Annotated in this window: 17 protein-coding genes; 6 read left to right on the top strand and 11 right to left on the bottom strand. The window is 63.6% G+C overall.

Annotated features, from left to right (window positions below):
• The first annotated feature begins 17 nt into the window (after positions 1-17).
• From JOY50_RS17960 to JOY50_RS17970, 3 genes are all read left to right on the top strand, one after another.
• Positions 18-1823, top strand: a complete 1806-nt coding sequence (locus JOY50_RS17960; protein WP_019472546.1) for a phenylacyl-CoA dehydrogenase — start codon at positions 18-20, stop codon at positions 1821-1823.
• Positions 1824-2047: 224 nt separating this feature from the next.
• Positions 2048-3331 (top strand): diguanylate cyclase, encoded by a 1284-nt coding sequence (locus JOY50_RS17965; RefSeq protein WP_132843018.1) that lies wholly within the window; start codon positions 2048-2050, stop codon positions 3329-3331.
• Between the two features lie 123 nt (positions 3332-3454).
• Positions 3455-5233, top strand: coding sequence for an acyl-CoA dehydrogenase C-terminal domain-containing protein (locus JOY50_RS17970; protein WP_132843020.1), 1779 nt, complete (start codon positions 3455-3457; stop codon positions 5231-5233).
• Positions 5234-5512: 279 nt separating this feature from the next.
• On the opposite strand, the gene JOY50_RS17975 is transcribed toward JOY50_RS17970, so the two are convergent.
• Complete coding sequence (locus tag JOY50_RS17975) at positions 5513-6436, bottom strand: LysR family transcriptional regulator (RefSeq protein ID WP_132843022.1); 924 nt, start codon at positions 6434-6436, stop codon at positions 5513-5515.
• Positions 6437-6646: 210 nt separating this feature from the next.
• Here JOY50_RS17975 and JOY50_RS17980 point away from each other — a divergent pair, with 210 nt between their 5' ends.
• Both JOY50_RS17980 and JOY50_RS17985 read left to right on the top strand, forming a co-directional pair.
• Positions 6647-7927: an aspartate aminotransferase family protein gene (locus tag JOY50_RS17980; RefSeq protein WP_132843024.1), complete on the top strand. Its 1281-nt coding sequence runs from the start codon at positions 6647-6649 to the stop codon at positions 7925-7927.
• A 152-nt stretch (positions 7928-8079) separates the two neighbouring features.
• A complete protein-coding gene (locus tag JOY50_RS17985; protein ID WP_003177654.1) occupies positions 8080-8238 on the top strand; it encodes a YqaE/Pmp3 family membrane protein in 159 nt (52 codons plus the stop codon).
• Between the two features lie 32 nt (positions 8239-8270).
• Here JOY50_RS17985 and JOY50_RS17990 read toward each other — a convergent pair whose 3' ends face one another.
• The 9 genes from JOY50_RS17990 to JOY50_RS18030 all read right to left on the bottom strand — a co-directional run bounded on the left by JOY50_RS17990 (position 8271) and on the right by JOY50_RS18030 (position 18531).
• Positions 8271-10094 (bottom strand): S9 family peptidase, encoded by a 1824-nt coding sequence (locus JOY50_RS17990; protein ID WP_132843026.1) that lies wholly within the window; start codon positions 10092-10094, stop codon positions 8271-8273.
• Positions 10060-11220, bottom strand: a complete 1161-nt coding sequence (gene pqqE, locus JOY50_RS17995) for a pyrroloquinoline quinone biosynthesis protein PqqE (RefSeq protein ID WP_132843028.1) — start codon at positions 11218-11220, stop codon at positions 10060-10062. The genes JOY50_RS17990 and pqqE overlap by 35 nt, the downstream gene beginning before the upstream one ends.
• Positions 11192-11467 (bottom strand): pyrroloquinoline quinone biosynthesis peptide chaperone PqqD, encoded by a 276-nt coding sequence (gene pqqD, locus JOY50_RS18000; RefSeq protein WP_132843030.1) that lies wholly within the window; start codon positions 11465-11467, stop codon positions 11192-11194. Before pqqD ends, pqqE begins: the two co-directional genes overlap by 29 nt.
• The gene (gene pqqC, locus JOY50_RS18005) at positions 11464-12219 is read right to left on the bottom strand and encodes a pyrroloquinoline-quinone synthase PqqC (protein ID WP_012270176.1); all 756 of its coding nucleotides are present in this window, start codon (positions 12217-12219) and stop codon (positions 11464-11466) included. The genes pqqD and pqqC overlap by 4 nt, the downstream gene beginning before the upstream one ends.
• A gap of 155 nt (positions 12220-12374) precedes the next feature.
• Positions 12375-13286 (bottom strand): pyrroloquinoline quinone biosynthesis protein PqqB, encoded by a 912-nt coding sequence (pqqB, locus tag JOY50_RS18010; RefSeq protein WP_063424396.1) that lies wholly within the window; start codon positions 13284-13286, stop codon positions 12375-12377.
• 79 nt (positions 13287-13365) lie between these two features.
• A complete protein-coding gene (gene pqqA, locus JOY50_RS18015; protein ID WP_008365141.1) occupies positions 13366-13437 on the bottom strand; it encodes a pyrroloquinoline quinone precursor peptide PqqA in 72 nt (23 codons plus the stop codon).
• A 170-nt stretch (positions 13438-13607) separates the two neighbouring features.
• Positions 13608-15896: a pyrroloquinoline quinone biosynthesis protein PqqF gene (pqqF, locus tag JOY50_RS18020; protein WP_243055596.1), complete on the bottom strand. Its 2289-nt coding sequence runs from the start codon at positions 15894-15896 to the stop codon at positions 13608-13610.
• Positions 15897-16039: 143 nt separating this feature from the next.
• Entirely contained in the window at positions 16040-16834 is a 795-nt protein-coding gene (locus JOY50_RS18025) for a carbon-nitrogen hydrolase family protein (protein ID WP_132843035.1), read from the bottom strand.
• A 14-nt stretch (positions 16835-16848) separates the two neighbouring features.
• The gene (locus tag JOY50_RS18030; RefSeq protein WP_132843037.1) at positions 16849-18531 is read right to left on the bottom strand and encodes an NAD(P)/FAD-dependent oxidoreductase; all 1683 of its coding nucleotides are present in this window, start codon (positions 18529-18531) and stop codon (positions 16849-16851) included.
• 341 nt (positions 18532-18872) lie between these two features.
• Here JOY50_RS18030 and JOY50_RS18035 point away from each other — a divergent pair, with 341 nt between their 5' ends.
• Positions 18873-19037 (top strand): hypothetical protein, encoded by a 165-nt coding sequence (locus JOY50_RS18035; RefSeq protein WP_238342125.1) that lies wholly within the window; start codon positions 18873-18875, stop codon positions 19035-19037.
• Positions 19038-19041: 4 nt separating this feature from the next.
• On the opposite strand, the gene JOY50_RS18040 is transcribed toward JOY50_RS18035, so the two are convergent.
• Positions 19042-19503, bottom strand: a complete 462-nt coding sequence (locus JOY50_RS18040) for an Lrp/AsnC family transcriptional regulator (protein ID WP_012270181.1) — start codon at positions 19501-19503, stop codon at positions 19042-19044.
• Positions 19504-19595: the final 92 nt, after the last annotated feature.

Consider the following 19595-nt stretch of genomic DNA (forward strand, 5'->3'; position numbering starts at 1 on the left):
CCCAGAGGTTCATCGCAATGCCTGATTACAAAGCCCCCTTGCGTGATATCCGCTTCGTTCGCGACGAACTGCTTGGCTATGAGGCGCACTATCAGAGCCTGCCGGGCTGCCAGGACGCCACGCCTGACATGGTCGACGCGATCCTCGAAGAAGGCGCGAAGTTCTGTGAGCAGGTGCTGTCGCCGCTGAACCGTGTGGGTGACCAGGAAGGCTGCACCTGGAGCGAATCGGGCGTTAAAACCCCGACTGGCTTCAAGGCGGCCTACGAGCAGTTCGTCGAAGGCGGCTGGCCGAGCCTGGCGCATGACGTCGAGCATGGCGGCCAAGGCCTGCCGGAATCGCTGGGCCTGGCCCTGAGCGAAATGGTCGGCGGTTCGAACTGGTCGTGGGGCATGTACCCAGGCCTCTCGCATGGCGCGATGAACACTATTTCGGCGCATGGCACTGCCGAGCAGCAGCACACCTACCTGACCAAACTGGTGTCCGGCGAGTGGACCGGCACCATGTGCCTGACCGAACCGCACTGCGGTACCGACCTGGGCATGCTGCGCACCAAGGCCGAGCCACAGGCCGACGGCAGCTACAAAGTGTCGGGCACCAAGATCTTCATTTCGGCAGGTGAGCACGACATGGCCGATAACATCGTCCATATCGTCCTGGCCCGCCTGCCGGATGCACCAGCCGGTACCAAAGGTATTTCGCTGTTCATCGTGCCGAAGTTCCTGCCCAATGCCGAAGGCGGCGTGGGTGAGCGCAATGGCGTGAGCTGCGGTTCCATCGAACACAAGATGGGCATCCACGGTAACGCCACCTGCGTGATGAACTTCGATGCGGCAACCGGCTACCTGATCGGCCCGGCCAACAAAGGCCTGAACTGCATGTTCACCTTCATGAACACGGCTCGCCTGGGTACTGCGCTGCAAGGCTTGGCCCACGCCGAGGTGGCGTTCCAGGGTGGCCTGAAATACGCCCGCGAGCGCCTGCAGATGCGCTCCCTGACCGGCCCGAAAGCACCGGACAAGGCCGCTGACCCGATCATCGTCCACCCGGACGTGCGCCGCATGCTGCTGACCATGAAGGCCTTTGCCGAAGGCAACCGCGCGATGGTGTACTTCACCGCCAAGCAGGTGGACATCGTCAAGTACAGCCAGGACGAGGAAGAACGCAAGAAGGCTGACGCCCTGCTGGCGTTCCTGACCCCGATCGCCAAGGCGTTCATGACCGAAGTCGGTTTCGAAGCGGCCAACCACGGCGTGCAGATCTACGGCGGCCATGGCTTCATCGCCGAGTGGGGCATGGAGCAGAACGTGCGCGACAGCCGTATCTCCATGCTGTACGAAGGCACCACCGGCATCCAGGCCCTGGACCTGCTCGGCCGCAAAGTGCTGATGACCCAGGGCGAGGCCCTGAAGGGCTTCACCAAGATCGTGCACAAGTTCTGCCAGGCGCAGGAAGGCAATGACGGGCTCAAGGAGTTTGTCGAACCGCTGGCGGCCATCAACAAGGAGTGGGGCGAGCTGACCATGAAAGTGGGCATGGCCGCCATGAAGGACCGCGAAGAAGTGGGTGCGGCCTCGGTGGATTACCTGATGTACTCCGGCTACGCCTGCCTGGCCTACTTCTGGGCCGACATCGCCCGCCTGGCAGCCGAGAAGCTGGCAGCCGGCACCAGCGAAGAGGCCTTCTACACCGCCAAGCTGCAGACTGCGCGCTTCTACTTCCAACGCATCCTGCCGCGTACCCGTACGCATGTGGCGACCATGCTGTCGGGTGCCAACAACCTGATGGCGATGGACGAAGAGCACTTCGGCCTGTCGTACTGATTCACCCGCTGTACCCAAAACCCGCCTGCCCTCACCGGCAGGCGGGTTTTTTGCTTTTTGGGCACTACTGCGAACCCTTTGTAGGAGCGGCCTTGTGTCGCGATCGGGCCGCAAGGCCGCTCCTACACGGGACCGCGTCGGAACTGAAATTCAACTGTTCTTGTGCACTGCCGATGAAGTAAGGGCACAATGCCACTATTGATCTGCCGGGTTGGAGATTACCCTTGTTTCGTCTTAACGCTGTTCGCGCAAGCCACTTCCTGCCTTCGCTGTTTCTGTTGCTGGCAGGGCTCGCCGCAGCCTATGTGAGAGACCTCAGTGTCTTTTTCACATCGCTGTTCAACGTCCTGCCCACCTTGGTCCTGTTGCTGGGCGGTGCCTACTGCGCGGTGTACCGCCGCCAGCGTGAGCTGTGCATGATGCTCACGGTGTACATCGCCTACTACCTGCTCGATACCCAGACCGACTTCTACCGTGACCATGGCCGCGTGCGCGAGGACGCGGCAGTGATCTTCCACCTGGTGTGCCTGCTGCTGCCCGCCCTGTTCGGGCTGTACGGCGCCTGGCAGGAACGCACCCACCTGCTGCAGGACATGGTCGCCCGCGGCGCCGTGCTGTTCGCCGTGGGCAGCGTGGCGGTAGCCCTCGAACAAAGCTACCCCGAAGCGTTGCTGGCCTGGCTGGCGGACATCCGCTGGCCCACCTTGCATGGCCAGTGGATGAGCCTGATCCAGATGGTCTACCCGTTGTTCATCGGCGTGTTCATCCTGCTGGTGGTGCAATACCTGCGCGCACCGCGGCCGCTGCACGCTGCGTTGATAACCGGCCTGCTGGGCATTTTCTGGATGCTGCCGCAAACGTTCATCCTGCCGTTCACCCTGAACATCATGTGCAGCCAGGTGATGTTGATGATCGCCGCAGCGGTTGCCCACGAGGCCTACCAGATGGCCTTCCGTGACGAGCTGACCGGCCTGCCGGGGCGCCGTGCGCTGAACGAGCGCATGCAGCGCCTGGGGCGCAATTACGTGATCGCCATGACCGATGTCGACCACTTCAAGAAATTCAACGATACCCATGGGCACGATGTGGGCGATCAGGTGCTGCGCCTGGTCGCCAGCCGCTTGTCCAAGGTGACCGGCGGTGGCCGCGCTTATCGATATGGTGGTGAGGAGTTCGCCTTGGTGTTCGCCGGCAAGACCGCCGAGGAATGTGTGCCCCACGTGCAGGCCGTGCGCGAGGTGATCGCCAACTATGTGATGCACCTGCGCGACCAGAGCAGCCGCCCACAGGACGATACAAGTGGGCGCCAGCGGCGGGCGGGCAGTAGCGGCGGAACGGTGTCGGTCACCATCAGCATCGGTGTGGCCGAACGCCAGGTTGACCACCGTAACCCTGAGGCGGTGCTGAAATCTGCGGACCAGGCGTTGTATAGCGCCAAAGGCGCGGGGCGCAATTGTGTCATGGTGCATGGGCAACAATCGCAGCGCGGTGCAGTGCGTACGGCGTGACTGAACAAGACTGTACGGTCAGTTGATGACCCTATGTCTCGTAAAAGTTGTTCGGTTACACTGCCAGTAACCCAGTGTCGCGGTTCCCCGAGACCGCCCCGACCCGACTAGCGAGAGGTTGTCATGGCTGACTATAAAGCGCCCCTGCGCGACATGCGCTTCGTACTGAATGAAGTCTTCAACGTGGCCGAGCAGTGGGCGCAGTTGCCCGGGCTGGCAGAGGTGGTCGATGCCGACACGGCCATGGCCGTGCTGGAAGAAGCCGGCAAGGTCACCGCCAAGACCATCGCGCCGCTCAGCCGCGCCGCCGATGAAGAAGGCTGCCACTGGGACAACGGCGCGGTCAGCACACCGGCCGGTTTCATCGAGGCCTACAACACTTACGCCGAAGGCGGCTGGGTGGGCGTGGGCGGTGACCCGGTGTTCGGCGGCATGGGCATGCCCAAGGCCATCTCGGCCCAGGTCGAGGAAATGGTCAACGCTTCCAGCCTGGCGTTTGGCCTGTACCCGATGCTGACCGCTGGCGCCTGCCTGTCGATCAACGCCCACGCCAGCGAAGCACTGAAGGAAAAGTACCTGCCGAACATGTACGCCGGCGTTTGGGCAGGTTCAATGTGCCTGACCGAGCCGCATGCCGGTACCGACCTGGGCATCATCCGCACCAAGGCCGAGCCCCAGGCCGACGGCAGCTACAAGGTCAGCGGCACCAAGATCTTCATCACCGGTGGCGAGCACGACCTGACCGAGAACATCATTCACCTGGTGCTGGCCAAGCTGCCGGATGCACCGGCAGGGGCGAAAGGCATTTCGCTGTTTCTGGTGCCGAAGTTCCTGGTCAACGAAGACGGGAGCCTGGGGGCGCGCAACCCGGCTACTTGCGGCTCGATCGAGCACAAGATGGGCATCCAGGCCTCGGCTACTTGCGTGATGAACTTCGACGAGGCAGTCGGCTACATCGTCGGTGAGCCGAACAAGGGCCTAGCGGCCATGTTCACCATGATGAACTACGAGCGCCTGGGTGTTGGCATCCAAGGCCTGGCCTCCGCCGAACGCTCCTACCAGAACGCGGTGGAATACGCTCGCGACCGCCTGCAGAGCCGCGCCCCGACCGGCCCGCATGCCAAGGACAAGGCCGCCGACCCGATCATCGTCCACCCGGACGTGCGCCGCATGCTGCTGACCATGAAGGCGCAGATCGAGGGTGGCCGCGCCTTCTCCACCTATGTAGCCATGCAGCTGGACAGTGCCAAGTACAGCGAAGACGCTGCCGTGCGCAAGCGCAGCGAAGAGCTGGTGGCACTGCTGACACCGGTGGCCAAGGCGTTCCTCACCGACCTGGGGCTGGAGAGCACGGTGCATGGCCAGCAGGTGTTCGGTGGGCATGGTTATATCCGTGAGTGGGGGCAGGAGCAGCTGGTGCGTGATGTGCGCATTACGCAGATCTACGAAGGCACCAACGGCATTCAGGCCCTCGACCTGATGGGGCGCAAGGTGGTGGCCAGCGGTGGCGCGTACTACCGGTTGTTCTCCGACGAAATTCGCCAGTTCATAGCCGGCGCGGGTGGCGAGCTGGGCGAATTTGCCAAGCCGTTGGCGGCCAGCCTCGACCAGCTCGATGGCTTGACCGAGTGGGTGCTGGAGCAGGCTAAGGGCAATCCGAATGAGATCGGTGCTGCCTCGGTCGAGTACCTGCATGCCTTTGGTTATGTGGCCTATGCCTACATGTGGGCGCTGATGGCGCGCGCGGCCAAGGCGGGTGAGGGGGACGAGGCGTTCTACTCGGGCAAGCTGGGGACGGCGCGGTTCTACTTTGCACGGTTGTTGCCACGGGTGGATTCGCTGGTGGCTTCGGTGAAGGCGGGGAGCGAGTCGCTGTACCTGCTGGATGCTGAGCAGTTCTGACAGATCTTGGGGCCGCAAAGCGGCCCCAATTCCCGGTATGTCTGGGAATAAATCCCTTTGTAAGCTTTTTCCTACACGACGTGGTGACTTTTCACCACTGTTCTCAGATTGGATCCACGGTTAATCTTTACCACATGGACGTTGCGCAGGAAGCGCAAAGGACAGATCAAGGAAGACGACGAAGGACCACCTGCCAGGATGGCGGGGCGATACGGATGTCACAGGGAAACAGTCTGGAAAACCCCGCTTCGGCGGGGTTTTCTTTGTGCGTGTGTTTTTTCAGGCCAGCACGTCCAGCGGCGATGGCCCCAACAGGCGGGTGTCCGTCTCCTCCTCCAGCAGCGTGCGCAGTAGCTCCACAGAGGCCTGCTGGCGCTGAGCATCGCGAAACACCAAGCCAACCTTCAGCGGCACCCGCGGCTCGCTCAACGGCTTCCACAGCAGGCCCTGATCATCCTCGGCGGCTTCTTTGGCCCGGCCCGGCAGGATGGTGGCCAGTGCGGTGTGCGCCAAGCTGTCGAGAATCCCCGCCATGTTGTTCATCTCTGCCTGCACGTGTGGCCGCCGCCCCTGGCTGGCCAGCTGCGCCTGCCAGATCTGGCGGATCTGGAACTCTTCGCCCAGCATCAGCATGGGTAACTCGGCGGCCTGGCGGATGGACACCTTCTTGAAATCCTTCAGCGGGTGGGTATCGGGGATCACCAGCTGCAGCTCGTCTTCGTACAGCAGCAGGCCATGCAGCCCAGGTTGGCGCGGTGGCAGGTAGCTGATGCCGATGTCCAGGCTGCCGTTGAGCAGCCGCCGTTCGATCTCCAGCCCCGACAACTCGTAGATCTGCACCACAAGGTGCGGCTGAGCCTTGCGCAGCCGTTCGAGCAACTGCGGCACCAGGCTGGGCCGCACGGTCTGCAATACGCCGATCGCCAAGGTGCGCAGCGATTGCCCCTTGAAATTGCGCATGGCCTCGTGGGCGCGTTGCAGGCCGTCGAGCAATGGCAAGGCGTGGTTGTACAGGGTGTGGGCAGCCAGGGTGGGCAGCAGGCGCTTGTTGCTGCGCTCGAACAGGCTCAGGTCGAGGCTGTGTTCCAGCTGGCGGATCTGCTGGGAGAGCGCTGGCTGGGAAAGCGACAGTCGCTCGGCGGCACGGCCTACGTGGCCTTCTTCGTACACCGCGACGAAATAACGCAGTTGGCGGAAATCCATAAGTAACACTTATCGAAAATGCTGGAAAAACGAAATGGTCGAAAACCCTCGCGAAGCCTAGTCTATCGCCGTATTCCAACGGGTTACAGCGGTCATTAGGCCGATTGTTACCCCGGATGAAAAACACTTTTGATAGGCAAGGCAAAATATCGAGTGTCGGCACCAAGACCGCACCGTAGCCGCCCTTTACCGTGATTGGTTGGAGCCCTGATGAACCTGTTCAACCTGCGCCGCTCGGCCCCTGCCGCTGTCGCCGAGCCCAAGCGTGCGCCGGTGATGGTGCCGCAGGCTGATGAGTTGTCGCGTGATCGCCTGATGCCCAGCGCCGAACGTGCAGCGCAAGTGTTCGTGCGTGGTCAGGGCTCGTGGTTGTGGGACAACGAAGGGCATGCCTACCTGGACTTTACCCAGGGTGGTGCGGTCAACAGCCTCGGCCACAGCCCCAGTGTGCTGATAAAAGCGCTGGGCAACCAGGCCCAGGCGCTGATCAACCCGGGCTCGGGCTTCCACAGCCGTGGCCTGCTGGGGTTGGTGAACCGCCTGTGCCAGAGTACCGGCAGCGAGCAGGCCTACTTGCTGAACAGCGGTGCGGAAGCCTGTGAAGGTGCGATCAAGCTGGCGCGCAAATGGGGCCAGCTGCACCGCAACGGCGCCTACCACATCATCACTGCCAGCCAGGCCTGCCACGGCCGCAGCCTGGGCGCGCTGTCGGCGTCCGACCCGTTGCCGTGCAACCGCTGCGAGCCTGGCCTGCCGGGCTTCAGCAAAGTGCCGTTCAACGACCTGGCCGCCCTGCACGCCGCGGTGGACTCACGCACCGTGGCCATCATGCTTGAGCCAATCCAGGGCGAGGCGGGTGTTATCCCCGCCACGCAGGAGTACCTCAAAGGTGTGGAAACGCTGTGCCGTGAACTGGGCATCCTGCTGATCCTCGATGAAGTGCAGACCGGTATTGGCCGCTGTGGCGCGCTACTGGCCGAGGAGCTGTATGGCGTGCGCGCCGACATCATTACCTTGGGCAAGGGCCTGGGCGGCGGTGTGCCACTGGCTGCCTTGCTCGCCCGGGGCACAGCATGCTGCGCCGAACCTGGCGAACTGGAAGGCAGCCACCACGGCAATGCGCTGATGTGCGCCGCCGGCCTGGCTGTGCTGGACACCGTGCTGGAGCCTGGCTTCTTCGCCCAGGTGCAGGATAACGGCCGCCACCTGCGTGAAGGCCTGAGCCGCCTGGCTGGGCGCTATGGCCAGGGTGAAGTACGCGGGCAAGGCCTGCTGTGGGCCCTGCAACTGAAAGAAAACCTGGCCAAAGAGCTGGTGGCAGCGGCCCTGCACGAAGGCCTGCTGCTCAATGCACCGCAAGCGGATGTGGTGCGTTTGTCGCCAGCGCTGACCGTGAGCAAGGGCAACATCGATGAAATGCTGTTGCGCCTGGCCCGCGCCTTTGCCCGCCTGCATGCCCAGCAGCAGGCCCGCCGCGAAGTACCGGCTTAGCGGTATAGCAAGACTGAGAATTCTACGAACCGTCTGGCGTTCCTGCGCATCGCCCCTGGCCTGTTTCATTCGGCCCGGGGCGTTTTTTTTTGCCTGTGGAACCTCTGTGGCGGGCGGCTAGTCTTTGATGTAACCCTTCAGGAGAGACTCGCATGGACTTTATTCGCATCATCATCGCCATTCTTCTGCCACCGCTGGGTGTGTTTCTGCAGGTGGGGTTTGGCGGGGCGTTCTGGCTGAATATTCTGCTGACCTTGCTGGGTTACATTCCGGGGATCGTGCACGCGGTGTACATCATCGCCAAACGGTGAGGCCATTGGGGCCGCAAAGCGGCCCCAAAATCTCAGCCCTCCAACACCCGGCAATAGAATTTCCACTCTTCTTCCAACGCATGCGCCAGGTTCTGAGCCTGGCGGAACCCATGCCGCTCACCCGCATAGAAGTGCCCTTCAGCCTCGATCCCGTTGGCCTGCAACGCCGCCAGCATGGCGCGGGTCTGCTCTGGCACCACCACCGCATCCAGCTCACCCTGAAAGAAAATCACCGGGACCTTGATCTGCCCTGCATGCAGCAGCGGCGTGCGCTGGCGATAGCGTTCGGCATCCTGCTGCGGGTCGCCGATCAGCCAGTCCAGGTAATCCCCTTCGAACTTGTGGGTGGCACGGCCCAGGGCAACCGGGTCGCTGACCCCGTACAGGCTGGCGCCGGCGCGGAACACGTCACGGAACGCCAAGGCGCACAGGGTGGTGTAGCCACCGGCGCTGCCGCCGCGGATGAACGCCTTGTGCTTGTCGACCAGGCCTTGAGCAGCCAGGTATTCGACCGCCGCGCAAGCATCGGCCACATCAGTCTCACCCCAGCGCAGGTGCAATGCCTGGCGGTATTCCCGGCCATAGCCAGTGCTGCCCCGGTAGTTCAGGTCGGCCACGGCAAAGCCGCGTTGGGTCCAGTACTGGATGCGTGGGTCCAGCACTGGATAGCAGGCCGACGTCGGCCCGCCGTGGATGAACACCACCAGCGGAGCGGCGCCTTGCGACTGCGCAGGCGGGTAGAAGAAACCATGGGCCTGCTCGCCGTCACTGCCATAGTGGATCGGCTGCGGCAGGCTGATCTGCGCTGCCGGCAGCATCTCGGCACCACCGGCCAGCACGCGGACCTCGTGGTTGCGGCGGTCAATGGCAATCACTGCCGGCGGGCTGATGGGCGAGGCGGCAATGGCATACAGGTGCTCGCAGTCCATGGCCAGGCTGCGGAAACGTGTGTAGGCACTGGCGTAACGCGCCATGCGGCCATCTTCAGCACGCAGCCCCAATTGCCCGAAACCGTCCTTGAACCAGCTGGCCAGGTAGCTTTGCGGCCCCAGCGCCAACCAGGTACAGGTGCCCAGTTGCCAAGGCGCAGCCGCGTGGTCGGCAAGCTCCGCAGGCAGCGCCTGCCAGTGGCCATCGACTTCACCCCAGGGCTGCCAGAAGCCGTTGCGGTCGGACAGGCAGTAGAGCCGGCCTTCTTCATCGAAGCGCGGCTGTTGCAGCGACTCATCATCGCTGGCCACGCACTGCGCGGGCCCCCAGTGGCCACTGCTGTCGCGTACGCGGCACATCAATCGGGTCAGGGTCCAGGGCTGTGCCGGGCGGTCCCATTCCACCCATGCCAGGCGTTGGCCATCGGCACTCACAGTGGGTGAGGCATAGAAATCGGCGCCCTCGGCCAGCACCTCGCGGCTGCTGTCACCCAACGCAACCAGACGATGCTCGACCTGCTCGGCATGGCGTTCCTCAACGGCCAGCACCTGACCATCGTGCCACTGCACATCGCCGTAGCGGCAGCTGGCATCCTGGGTCAGCGCACGCGGTGGCAAATCGTCCAGCGGCTGGGTGTAGACCTGTTGGTCCTTTTCGTTGACGAACACCAGCCCGTCGCCACCCAGGCAGAAGCTGCCACCGCCATACTCGTAGACCCGGCTGCGCACGCTGAAGCCATCCGGGGTCAGGCAGCGGGCCTGGTGGTACAGCCAGTGCCAGATACGGCAAGCACCGTCGGCGGGGCGAAATTCGACCCAGAACAGCCCGTCGGCACTGACTTTGAGTTCGGCGAAGTCGGTACCGGCGGCAACTGCCCGGGCCGCGCTGAATTCAGCCGCGGGCGATGACACGGGAGTTTCGATCATTGCGGAAGGTCATCTGTTCAATGGCGAGCTGGGCGGTTTCCGCCTCCTCGCGGGCCTTGAGGATGATGCCGTGGTCGACCGACTTGGCGCACACAGGGTCGGCGTTGCTGGCATCGCCGGTCAGCATGAAGGCCTGGCAGCGACAGCCGCCGAAGTCCTTTTCTTTTTCGTCACACGAGCGGCACGGTTCGCGCATCCACTCATAACCACGGAAGCGGTTGAAGCCAAACGACTCATACCAGATATGGTGCAGGTCGTGGTCGCGGACATTGGGGAACTGCACCGGCAGTTGGCGGGCACCGTGGCAGGGCAGCGCGGTGCCGTCCGGGGTGATGGTGAGGAACAGGTTGCCCCAGCCGTTCATGCAGGCCTTGGGGCGCTCTTCGTAGTAGTCCGGGGTGACGAAGATCAGCTTGCACGGGTTGCCCTCGGCCTTGAGCTTGTCCCGGTACGCGTTGGTGATGCGTTCGGCCCGCTCCAGTTGCTCTCGGGTTGGCAGCAGCCCCAGGCGATTGAGGTGCGCCCAGCCGTAGAACTGGCAGGTGGCGAGCTCGACGAAGTCGGCTTCCAGGGCAATGCACAGCTCGATGATGCGGTCGGTCTTGTCGATGTTGTGCCGATGGGTGACGAAGTTGAGCACCATCGGGTAGCCGTGGGCCTTTACCGCTCGGGCCATCGCCAGCTTTTGCGCAAAGGCCTTCTTCGAGCCGGCCAGCAGGTTGTTGACCTGCTCGTCGCTGGCCTGGAAGCTGATCTGGATATGGTCCAGGCCGGCCTTCTTGAAATCGGCAATGCGCGCTTCGGTCAGGCCGATACCCGAGGTGATCAGGTTGGTGTAGTAACCCAGGCGGCGGGCTTCGCCGATCAGCTCGGCAAGGTCCTGGCGCACCAGCGGTTCACCGCCGGAAAAGCCGATTTGCGCGGCGCCCATTTCCCGCGCTTCGGCCATCACCTTGAACCACTGTTCGGTGCTCAGCTCCTGGCCCTGGGCGGCAAAGTCCAGCGGGTTGGAGCAGTACGGGCACTGCAGCGGGCAGCGGTAGGTGAGCTCGGCCAGCAGCCACAGCGGCAGGCCGACCTCGGGCGTAGGCGGTACTTCAGGCGAGGACGATCCAGTGTTCGGCACGGGCCACCTCCATGAACTGCTCGATGTCATCGGCCACTTCCGGGACATCGGGGAATTGCTGTTCGAGTTCGCTGATGATTGCGGCCACGTCACGCTGGCCGTCGATCAGGCCACCGATCAGGCTGGCGCTTTCGTTGAGCTTGATCATGCCCTCGGGGTAAAGCAATACATGGCCCTTCTGCGCCGGCTCGTACTGGAAGCGGTAGCCAGGGCGCCAGTTCGGCACCTGCTTGCGATCAAGACTCATAGGGTGATCCCCTTGTGCCACACCCGGTCCTGGGTGACGGAGTGATAAGGAGGGCGGTTCAACTCGTAGGCCATGCTCATGGCGTCGAGCATGCTCCAGAGGATATCCAGCTTGAACTGCAGGATCTCCAGCATACGCTCCTGGCCCGCGCGGGTGGTGTAGTGCTGCAGGGTAATCGCCAGGCCGTGCTCCACGTCACGCCGGGCCTGGCCCAGGCGGGTGCGGAAGTACTCGTAGCCGGCCGGGTCGATCCACGGGTAGTGCTGGGGCCAGCTGTCCAGGCGCGACTGGTGGATTTGCGGGGCGAACAGTTCGGTCAGCGAGCTGCTGGCCGCTTCCTGCCAGCTGGCGCGGCGGGCGAAGTTGACGTAGGCGTCCACGGCAAAGCGCACGCCGGGCAGTACCAGCTCCTGAGAGCGCAGCTGATCTGGGTCGAGGCCGACGGCCTGGCCCAGGCGCAGCCAGGCTTCGATGCCACCGTCCTCGCCGGGTGCGCCGTCGTGGTCGAGCAGGCGCTGGATCCACTCGCGGCGCACTTCGCGGTCCGGGCAGTTGGCCAGGATCGCGGCATCCTTCATCGGGATGTTGACCTGGTAATAGAAGCGGTTGGCTACCCAGCCCTGGATCTGCTCACGGGTGGCGCGGCCCTGATACATCGCCACGTGGTACGGGTGATGGATGTGGTAGTAGGCGCCCTTGGCGCGCAGGGCCTGCTCGAATTCGGCAGGGGACATTGGCAGTGCGTCGCTCATTCGGCTGGCTCCTGTAAAGCTGAGTCTCGGCTCGATCCCTGTGGGAGCGGGTTTACCCGCGAACACCGGCGAAGCCGGTGCCATACACTGTGTTGGATTCTTCGCGGGTGAACCCGCTCCCACAGGGGGACTGTATTGCTTGTGCGATCTGGGTGTTACAACTCGATGCTCATGCCATCGAAGGCCACTTCCACACCGCGGCGCAGGACTTCGGCGCGCTCGGGGGAGTCTTCATCGAGAATCGGGTTGGTGTTGTTGATGTGGATAAGTACCTTGCGCTGGCGCGGGAAGCCGTCGAGCACTTCCAGCATGCCGCCAGGGCCGTTCTGGGCCAGGTGACCCATCTCGCGGCCGGTGCGGGTGCCCACGCCACGGCGCTGCATTTCGTCGTCTTCCCACAGGGTGCCGTCGACCAGCAGGCAGTCGGCACCGTGCATCATCGCCAGCAGCTTTTCGTCTACCTGGCCCAGGCCTGGGGCATAGAACAGCTTGCCGCCGGTGCGGGTGTCTTCGACCATCAAACCCAGGTTATCGCCCGGGTGCGGGTCGAAGCGGTGCGGGGAGTAGGGCGGCGCGGCGCTACGCAGCGGAAACGGGGTGAACTTGAGGTTTGGGCAGGCGTCGATCACGAAGCTGCCTTCCAGCTCGATGCGGTTCCACTGCAGGCCACCGTTCCAGTGGCTGAGCATATTGAACAGCGGGAAACCGGTGGTGAGGTCCTGGTGGACCATGTCGGTGCACCACACCTGGTGCGGGCATCCCTCACGCAGGCTGAGCAGGCCGGTGGTGTGGTCGATCTGGCTGTCCAGCAGGACGATGGCGTTGATGCCGGTGTCGCGCAGCGCCCGGGCCGGCTGCATAGGCGCAAAGGCCTGGAGCTGGGCGCGGATGTCGGGCGAGGCATTGCATAGCACCCAGTGCACGCCGTCGTCGGACAGGGCGATGGACGATTGGGTGCGCGCCGTGGCCCGCAGGGTGCCGTCACGGTAGCCCTTGCAGTTGACGCAGTTGCAGTTCCACTGCGGGAACCCGCCACCGGCGGCGGAGCCGAGAACCTGGATGTACATGGCCACTCTCTATGCAAAAAACCGTGTCGTAAAAACGAAAACGCCCCGGCGGGCCGAGGCGTTGAGGCGCAAGCCTGGCTTAGCGGCTTGCGAAGTACATGGTGACTTCGAAACCGATACGCAGGTCAGTGTAAGCAGGTTTGGTCCACATGGAATTACTCCTTCCGAATGAGGGTTGGGTTGCTCAGCTACTACTTGGGTACCGCCATGGGCCGGCAGTTCCCTGAAACTGGGATTGCGCTATATTACAAGAAAAATTTGTACCGAAAGGTTAATTATTCGAAAAGGGCCGTTGCAGTTGGCGTAACAATCGGAGGTTGTTCACTGCCATTCAAGGGCTGGCGCGGCAGCGTTGGCCAAGCAGAGCCAAGGGCAATCCTTATCGAGCAGGGTGCCCAGCAGCTGGTCCAGATCCGTCTGCCGCGTCTTCAAGATAGCCCCGCGCAGCTCATCCAGCGTGCCGGGTTGTGTAGCCAAGTGTGTCTGCCATGCCCATTCGGCAACCTCGGCGTTGGCCATGGCGGGCTCGTCGAACTGCCCCGCCAAGGCCAGGCGAGCGCCCGGATCCAGCGTGATGCCTTGACGCAGGAGGGCAAGCAGGTGCTCGAGAATCTGCGCCTGACGGGTATGCGGCGACTGCACGCCGAACAGGAGGCCGCCAACGCCCTCGACCTGACGAAAGGTACTGAATACCGCGTAGCCCAGTTGCAGCTCTACCCGCAGCCGTTGGTAAACCGGCCCTTGCAGCAGTTGCGCGAGCAGCCGCCCGCTGGCTTCGCTGGCTCCAGGTAGCGGGCAGAACAGCAGCAATGCGTGCTCACTACCCGGCACGTCGGCGTGCTGCCAACGGTGTCCGGCCCATGTGGGCAGGGGACCAGGCAACGCGCCTTGCCCAGGGCAGTGCAGCAACGCAGCCCCCAAGGCGGCCAGAGCAGCATTGTCGAAGCCCGTGGCAAGGCCATGCCAGTGGGCGTGCTGCCACAGGCTGTCGAGTTGCGACTGCGTCGGCATCCCGGCAGGCGCATTTGCGGGTTGGGCGCCCAGTACCGCGTCGGGCAGTTGCTTGAGCAAGGCCCTGATCGGGATCAGTGGTGGTGGCGTCGCCGTGCTGGGCTGCCAGCAACTGGTTGCTGGCTTGAGCATCAGGGCCAAGGCCTGCTCCACTGCCCGAAGCACAGCTGCCGGTTGCCCGGCGCAGCGCAATTGCCAGTATTCGCCAACGGCACTGAACAGCAGTTGCACCGACGCGCGCTCGCAGCGCTCCTGCAGTGGCGCCAGCGCCTGTTCCTGCACGCCCTGCAAGCGCTGGCGCAAGGGCGAAGGCACGTGCCAGCGCAGGTAAAGCGCGGCGTACTGACGAGTCCCAGGCAGCAGGTTGCTGGTCTTCAGGGCCTCCGGTAGAGGTTGCGTGGGCGCATTGGGTAAATCTGCCATCAGCAAGGGGTCGACCGGGGGCAGTTGCCACTGCCCATGCGCTTGGCCCGGCAGGCCCTTGAGCAGTGAACTGAGGGCTTGCAGGCCTTGCGCGTCGAGGTTGGCGAACGGCTGGCCCGTGCTGTCCCGTCGGGCCAATTCAAGCGCGCCGGCGTTGCGTTCGCGGCTGCGCTGCAGCAGGCCGAATGCGTGGTTCATCTGCTCAAGGTCGGCCTGGCGGATGAAGCTGAACCAACCTTGCAGCAGGGCATCTGCTTCGTCCGTGTTGGCGCTTGCGCTGAGCTGCAGGTCGATGTGCCAAAGTAACTGCCCGGCGAAGCTGTAGAGCATCTCGGCCTTGAAGCTTTGCAGCCAGCCACGTTGGCGCAGCGCATGCAGCCAGGTACCTGGGCGGTTGTCGTCCAGGCAACTGATCAGTAGCTCAAGGGCCTGCTCGGTACCTGCCGGGAGCTTTTCATGGGTGAACACCAGGCGCGCGTTCGGTGGCGACAGTGGTGGCGGCAGCGTTTGTGGCGCATGCGTGCCCGTTACGAACAGGCTGGCATGCTGCCTGCCCAGCTGTTCCAGTTCATCCAGCGACTGTGGGCCACACAGGCTCAGGGTCATCTGGCCGCCCTGGTAATACCGTTGGTGAAAGCCTTCGAGGGCGTGCTGGAAGGCAGGGTTCTGCAAGGCCAAGGTATGCCGGTTACCGGCGTGAAAAGCGCCTAGCGGATGGCCTGGCGACACCGATTGCAGCAAGGCGAACTGCTGCTGAGCCTGCGGGTTGCGCGACCAGGCAATGAACTCGGCGTGGATCACTTCGCGTTCGCGGCGTTGGCGCTCGATGCCCAGGTCCGGTTCGGCCAGCATCTGGCACAGGCGCTCAAGGCCCCCGGCCAAGGCATTGGTCGGTACTTCGAAGAAAAAATCGGTGGCGCGTTCCCGGGTGCTGGCGTTGACCTGGCCACCGAGGGCCTGGACGTAGCGCATCAGGCCGTCGTCCAGGGGAAACCGCGCGGTGCCGAGGAAGAAAAGGTGTTCGAGGAAGTGGGCCAGGCCGGGCCATTGGGCGGGAGCGTCATGGCTGCCTGCGTGCACCCGCAATGCGGCGGCCGAGCGCTTCAGGCGCGGGGCGTGGCGCAGGGTCAGCTGCAGGCCGTTGGCGAGGGTGAGGTGGCGGGTGGTGTCAGGCATGGGAACTCCGGGCAGGTGTTCATGCTAACCCATTTGTGTGAGCAGGCCTGGCCTCTTCGCGGGTGCGCCCGCTCCCACAGGTATGGTGTGGCTTGCAGACTGACACGCATCCTGTGGGAGCGGGCAAGCCCGCGAATGGGGCGTCAGCGTTTACGCAGGTGCAACGCCTGGCGCAGGTCTGTCAGGTAAGGAAATGCCTCCCGCCCCTGCACCACCCGCTCGTGCTCCAGTTCCGCCAGCAACAGGCATTCATCCCGCCCGGCCATGGCCAGCAGGCTGCCATCCGGGCCGATGATGCTGCTCTGCCCGCAATACTGGATCTCGTCTTCCGAGCCGCAATAATTGGCATACACCAGATAGCACTGGTTTTCCTGCGCCCGCGCCCTCACGGTCACCTGGCAGATGAAGTCGTACGGGGTCATGTTCGCCGTTGGCACCAGGATCAGCTCGGCACCGTCCAGCGCCAGGCGTCGGGCGTTCTCCGGGAACTCGATGTCGTAACAGATCAGCAGGCCGACTTTCCAGCCGTCCAGTTCCACCACCGGGAAGTGGTCTGGGCCTGGGCTGAACATCGAGCGGTCCAGCTCACCGAACAGGTGGGTCTTGCGGTAGTTGCTCAGGCTGCGCCCGTGCGCGTCGATCAACTGCACACTGTTGTAGATCGCCCCATCATCACCACGCTCGGGGTAGCCATAGACGATCGCGATGCGGTGCGCCTGGGCTATTTCCACCACGTCCATCGCCGCCGGGCCATCGTCGGCTTCGGCCAGCCGCTCGACCTGGGCCAGGCCGATGTTGTAGCCGGTCAGGAACATTTCCGGGCACACCAGCAGCTGAGCGCCGCGATCGGCTGCCAGCTGCGCCTGGTGGCGCAGCCGTTGCAGGTTGCCGGGCACGTCCAATGGCTGGGGGGCGCCCTGGAACAGAGCAATCCGCATGGTGCCTCCTTGTATCAGTCTGCCAGGGCGATCGGGCCGATCTCGTCAAACACATCGCCCGGGCCGGGGTTGTCCGGGTGGGTCTGGCCACCGAAGTGGTTCATGATACCCCACACCGCATTCAGCGACGTTTGCACTGCTCCTTCCACCCACGCCGGGGTCCACGACACGTCGTCACCGGCGATGAACATGCCGCGCTGCTCGGCGGGCATGTCCTGCTGCATGAAGTGCGCGTACATGCGCTGGTTGTAGCGGTAGTGGCCCGGCAGTGCGCCCTTGAAGGCGCCGAGGAAGTGCGGGTCGGCCTCCCAGGATATGGTGATCGGGTCGCCGATGATGTGCCCGGCGATATCGGTCTTGGGGTAGATCTTCTTCAGCGCATCCAGGGCCAGTTGCACGCGCTTTTCCACCGGGTGCGGCAGCATCTTCAGCGCGTCGCTCATCCAGGCGTAGGACAGGCAGATCACCCCCGGCTTGTCGTCGCCGTTGTCGAACAGGTAGGTGCCGCGGGTAAGACGGTCGGTGAGGGTCATGCTCATCAGGTCGCGGCCGGTTTGCGGATCCTTGTCCTTCCAGAACGGCCGGTCGACCATGACGAATGTCTTCGACGACTGCATGTAGCGGGTGCGGTCCAGGGCCATCCACATTTTCTGCGAGAACAGCGATTCCTCGCAGTCGATCTGGGTGGTCAGCAGCCAGGTCTGGCAGGTGGCGAGCACGGCGCCGTAGTGCCGGGTGTCGCCCCAGTTGTCGGTGACCGCCAGGCGGCCATCGGCGGCACGGGCAATGCGCTTGACCCCGGTGCGCGGCGCGCCGCCATGCAGGCCGCTCAGGCTGGTGCCCTCCGGCCAGTGGGCGCAGCGCTCCGGCACATGGCGCCAGATACCTTGCGGCACCTGCTCCACACCGCCGACGACCAGGTGTTGGTGGTCGTCGCAGTTGGTCATCACCACGCGGAAGATTTCCAGCATCGAGTTGGGGAAGTCCGAGTCCCAACCGCCGGTGCCAAAGCCGACCTGGCCGAACACTTCGCGGTGCTGGAAGCTCAGTTTGGCGAACGAGCGCGAGGTGGCGACGAAATCGTAGAAGGTGCGGTCATCCCACAGGGGAACCAGCTTGTTCCACAGTTCTTTCAGGCGCGGTACATCCCGGTCGCGGATGGCTTGCTGGATGTCGGCGAACTGGGCGCCGCTTTCCAGGGCATCGGCCCAGGCGTCAGCCACTTCGTGGAACAGCTTGGGCAGGTCGGTGGTTTTTTCGGCGTAGTAGGTCTGGCCTTCCAGGTCGATCACTGTACTGCCCGAGGCCGGGGTCAAGGGGTTGGGGAAGGGCTTGGTTTCCAGGCCCAGCTTGTCCACATAGTGGTAGAAGGCGGTGGACGACACCGGGAAGCGCATGCCACCAAGTTCGGCGATGATCCCGTCGGTGCCGTTGAAGGCTTGCGAACGCAGCCGGCCACCCAGTTTGGAGGCCTCGTACACCACCGGCTTCAAGCCCAGCTTCATCAGCTCGTAGGCGGCCACCAGGCCGGCAATACCGGCACCCACGATGGCCACTTCTTCACCCTGGCGCTCGGCTGGAATGCTGCCCAGGCCTGCGGGGTGTTCCAGCCAGTCGTCGAAGGCGAAGGGGAAGTCCGGGCCGAAGATGGTGATGGGCTGCTTGCCGTCGGCGGGGTGGCGGTTTTTCTTGTTCATGAAGTGACCTTGCCAGAGGGGCTGCGCGAGGAGCGGAGCCTGAGTATAGGAGATGCCTGGCGGTCATTTTAGGGAGTGGGGTGTTCGTAATTAAGGTTCAGAGTGGTGTCTGAATGCATGTTGTTTCGTCGAAATTATAACAGTGAGGTTATTTATGACGAAGCGCTTGTCTTGAATCTAAGTGGTGCCTGTGAGATCGAGCGCCGCCCGCGCGGCGCTCGATCTCACAGGCTGACCAACCTGTAAAGCTCCAACCCACCGCTGAAAGAACCTTCTGCAACTGCGAATCCAGCCACCCGCCGTTATTCGCCATCCGCCCCGGCATCGACGCCGCAGACGCCTTGGTCCACGCCTGCCTATTGGCCCGAGGCCTCAACCAGATCGTCACCGACTACGCTCAGCACCATGCCCCCGAGCGCAGCCGTGACATCGTCTGCTCGATGCAGCATTCTGCCGAGAGCCTTTCGGCGATTCTGGAGGGACTGCTCGACGGGCAGGAGGCCTGATTGATCAGAGCGGCTGACCGCGATCCACCTTGCTGCTGAGAATGATCGACGTGGTGGTCTTCTCCACCCCGTCGACACTGCCGATCTGGTCGAGCAGCTGGTCCAGTTGCTCGGGCGAGTCTGTACGCAGCCAGGCCACATAGTCGAATTCGCCGCTTACCGCACACAGCTGCTGCACCTGGCCCATGGCACTCAGGCGCCGTACCACTTCCTTCCCGGAGCGCGGCTGCACCTTGATCCCCACGTACGCTTGCAGCCCGCCACCTATCACACTCTGACCCAAGCGCACGCCATAGCCTGAGATGACCTTGTTCTTCTCCAGCCGTTCCAGGCGCGAGTTCACGGTGGTGCGGGCGATGCCCAGCTGGCGCGCGAGGGTGGCGACGCTTTCGCGGGCGTTGATTTGCAGCAGGGCGATCAGCTGGCGATCGATTTCATCCAGCGTGATGGAGCGGGAATCCGACATGGCGAGTCTCTACGGTTGGCCTGCTAGCCTAGCCAGCGAGTGCCAATCAGGGCAAGGCCGGGCACAGCTGACCAATCCCACTCGCTCCTACA

Origin of the sequence: Pseudomonas sp. BP01 (assembly GCF_022760795.1) — a bacterium.
GTDB lineage: Bacteria > Pseudomonadota > Gammaproteobacteria > Pseudomonadales > Pseudomonadaceae > Aquipseudomonas > Aquipseudomonas putida_Q.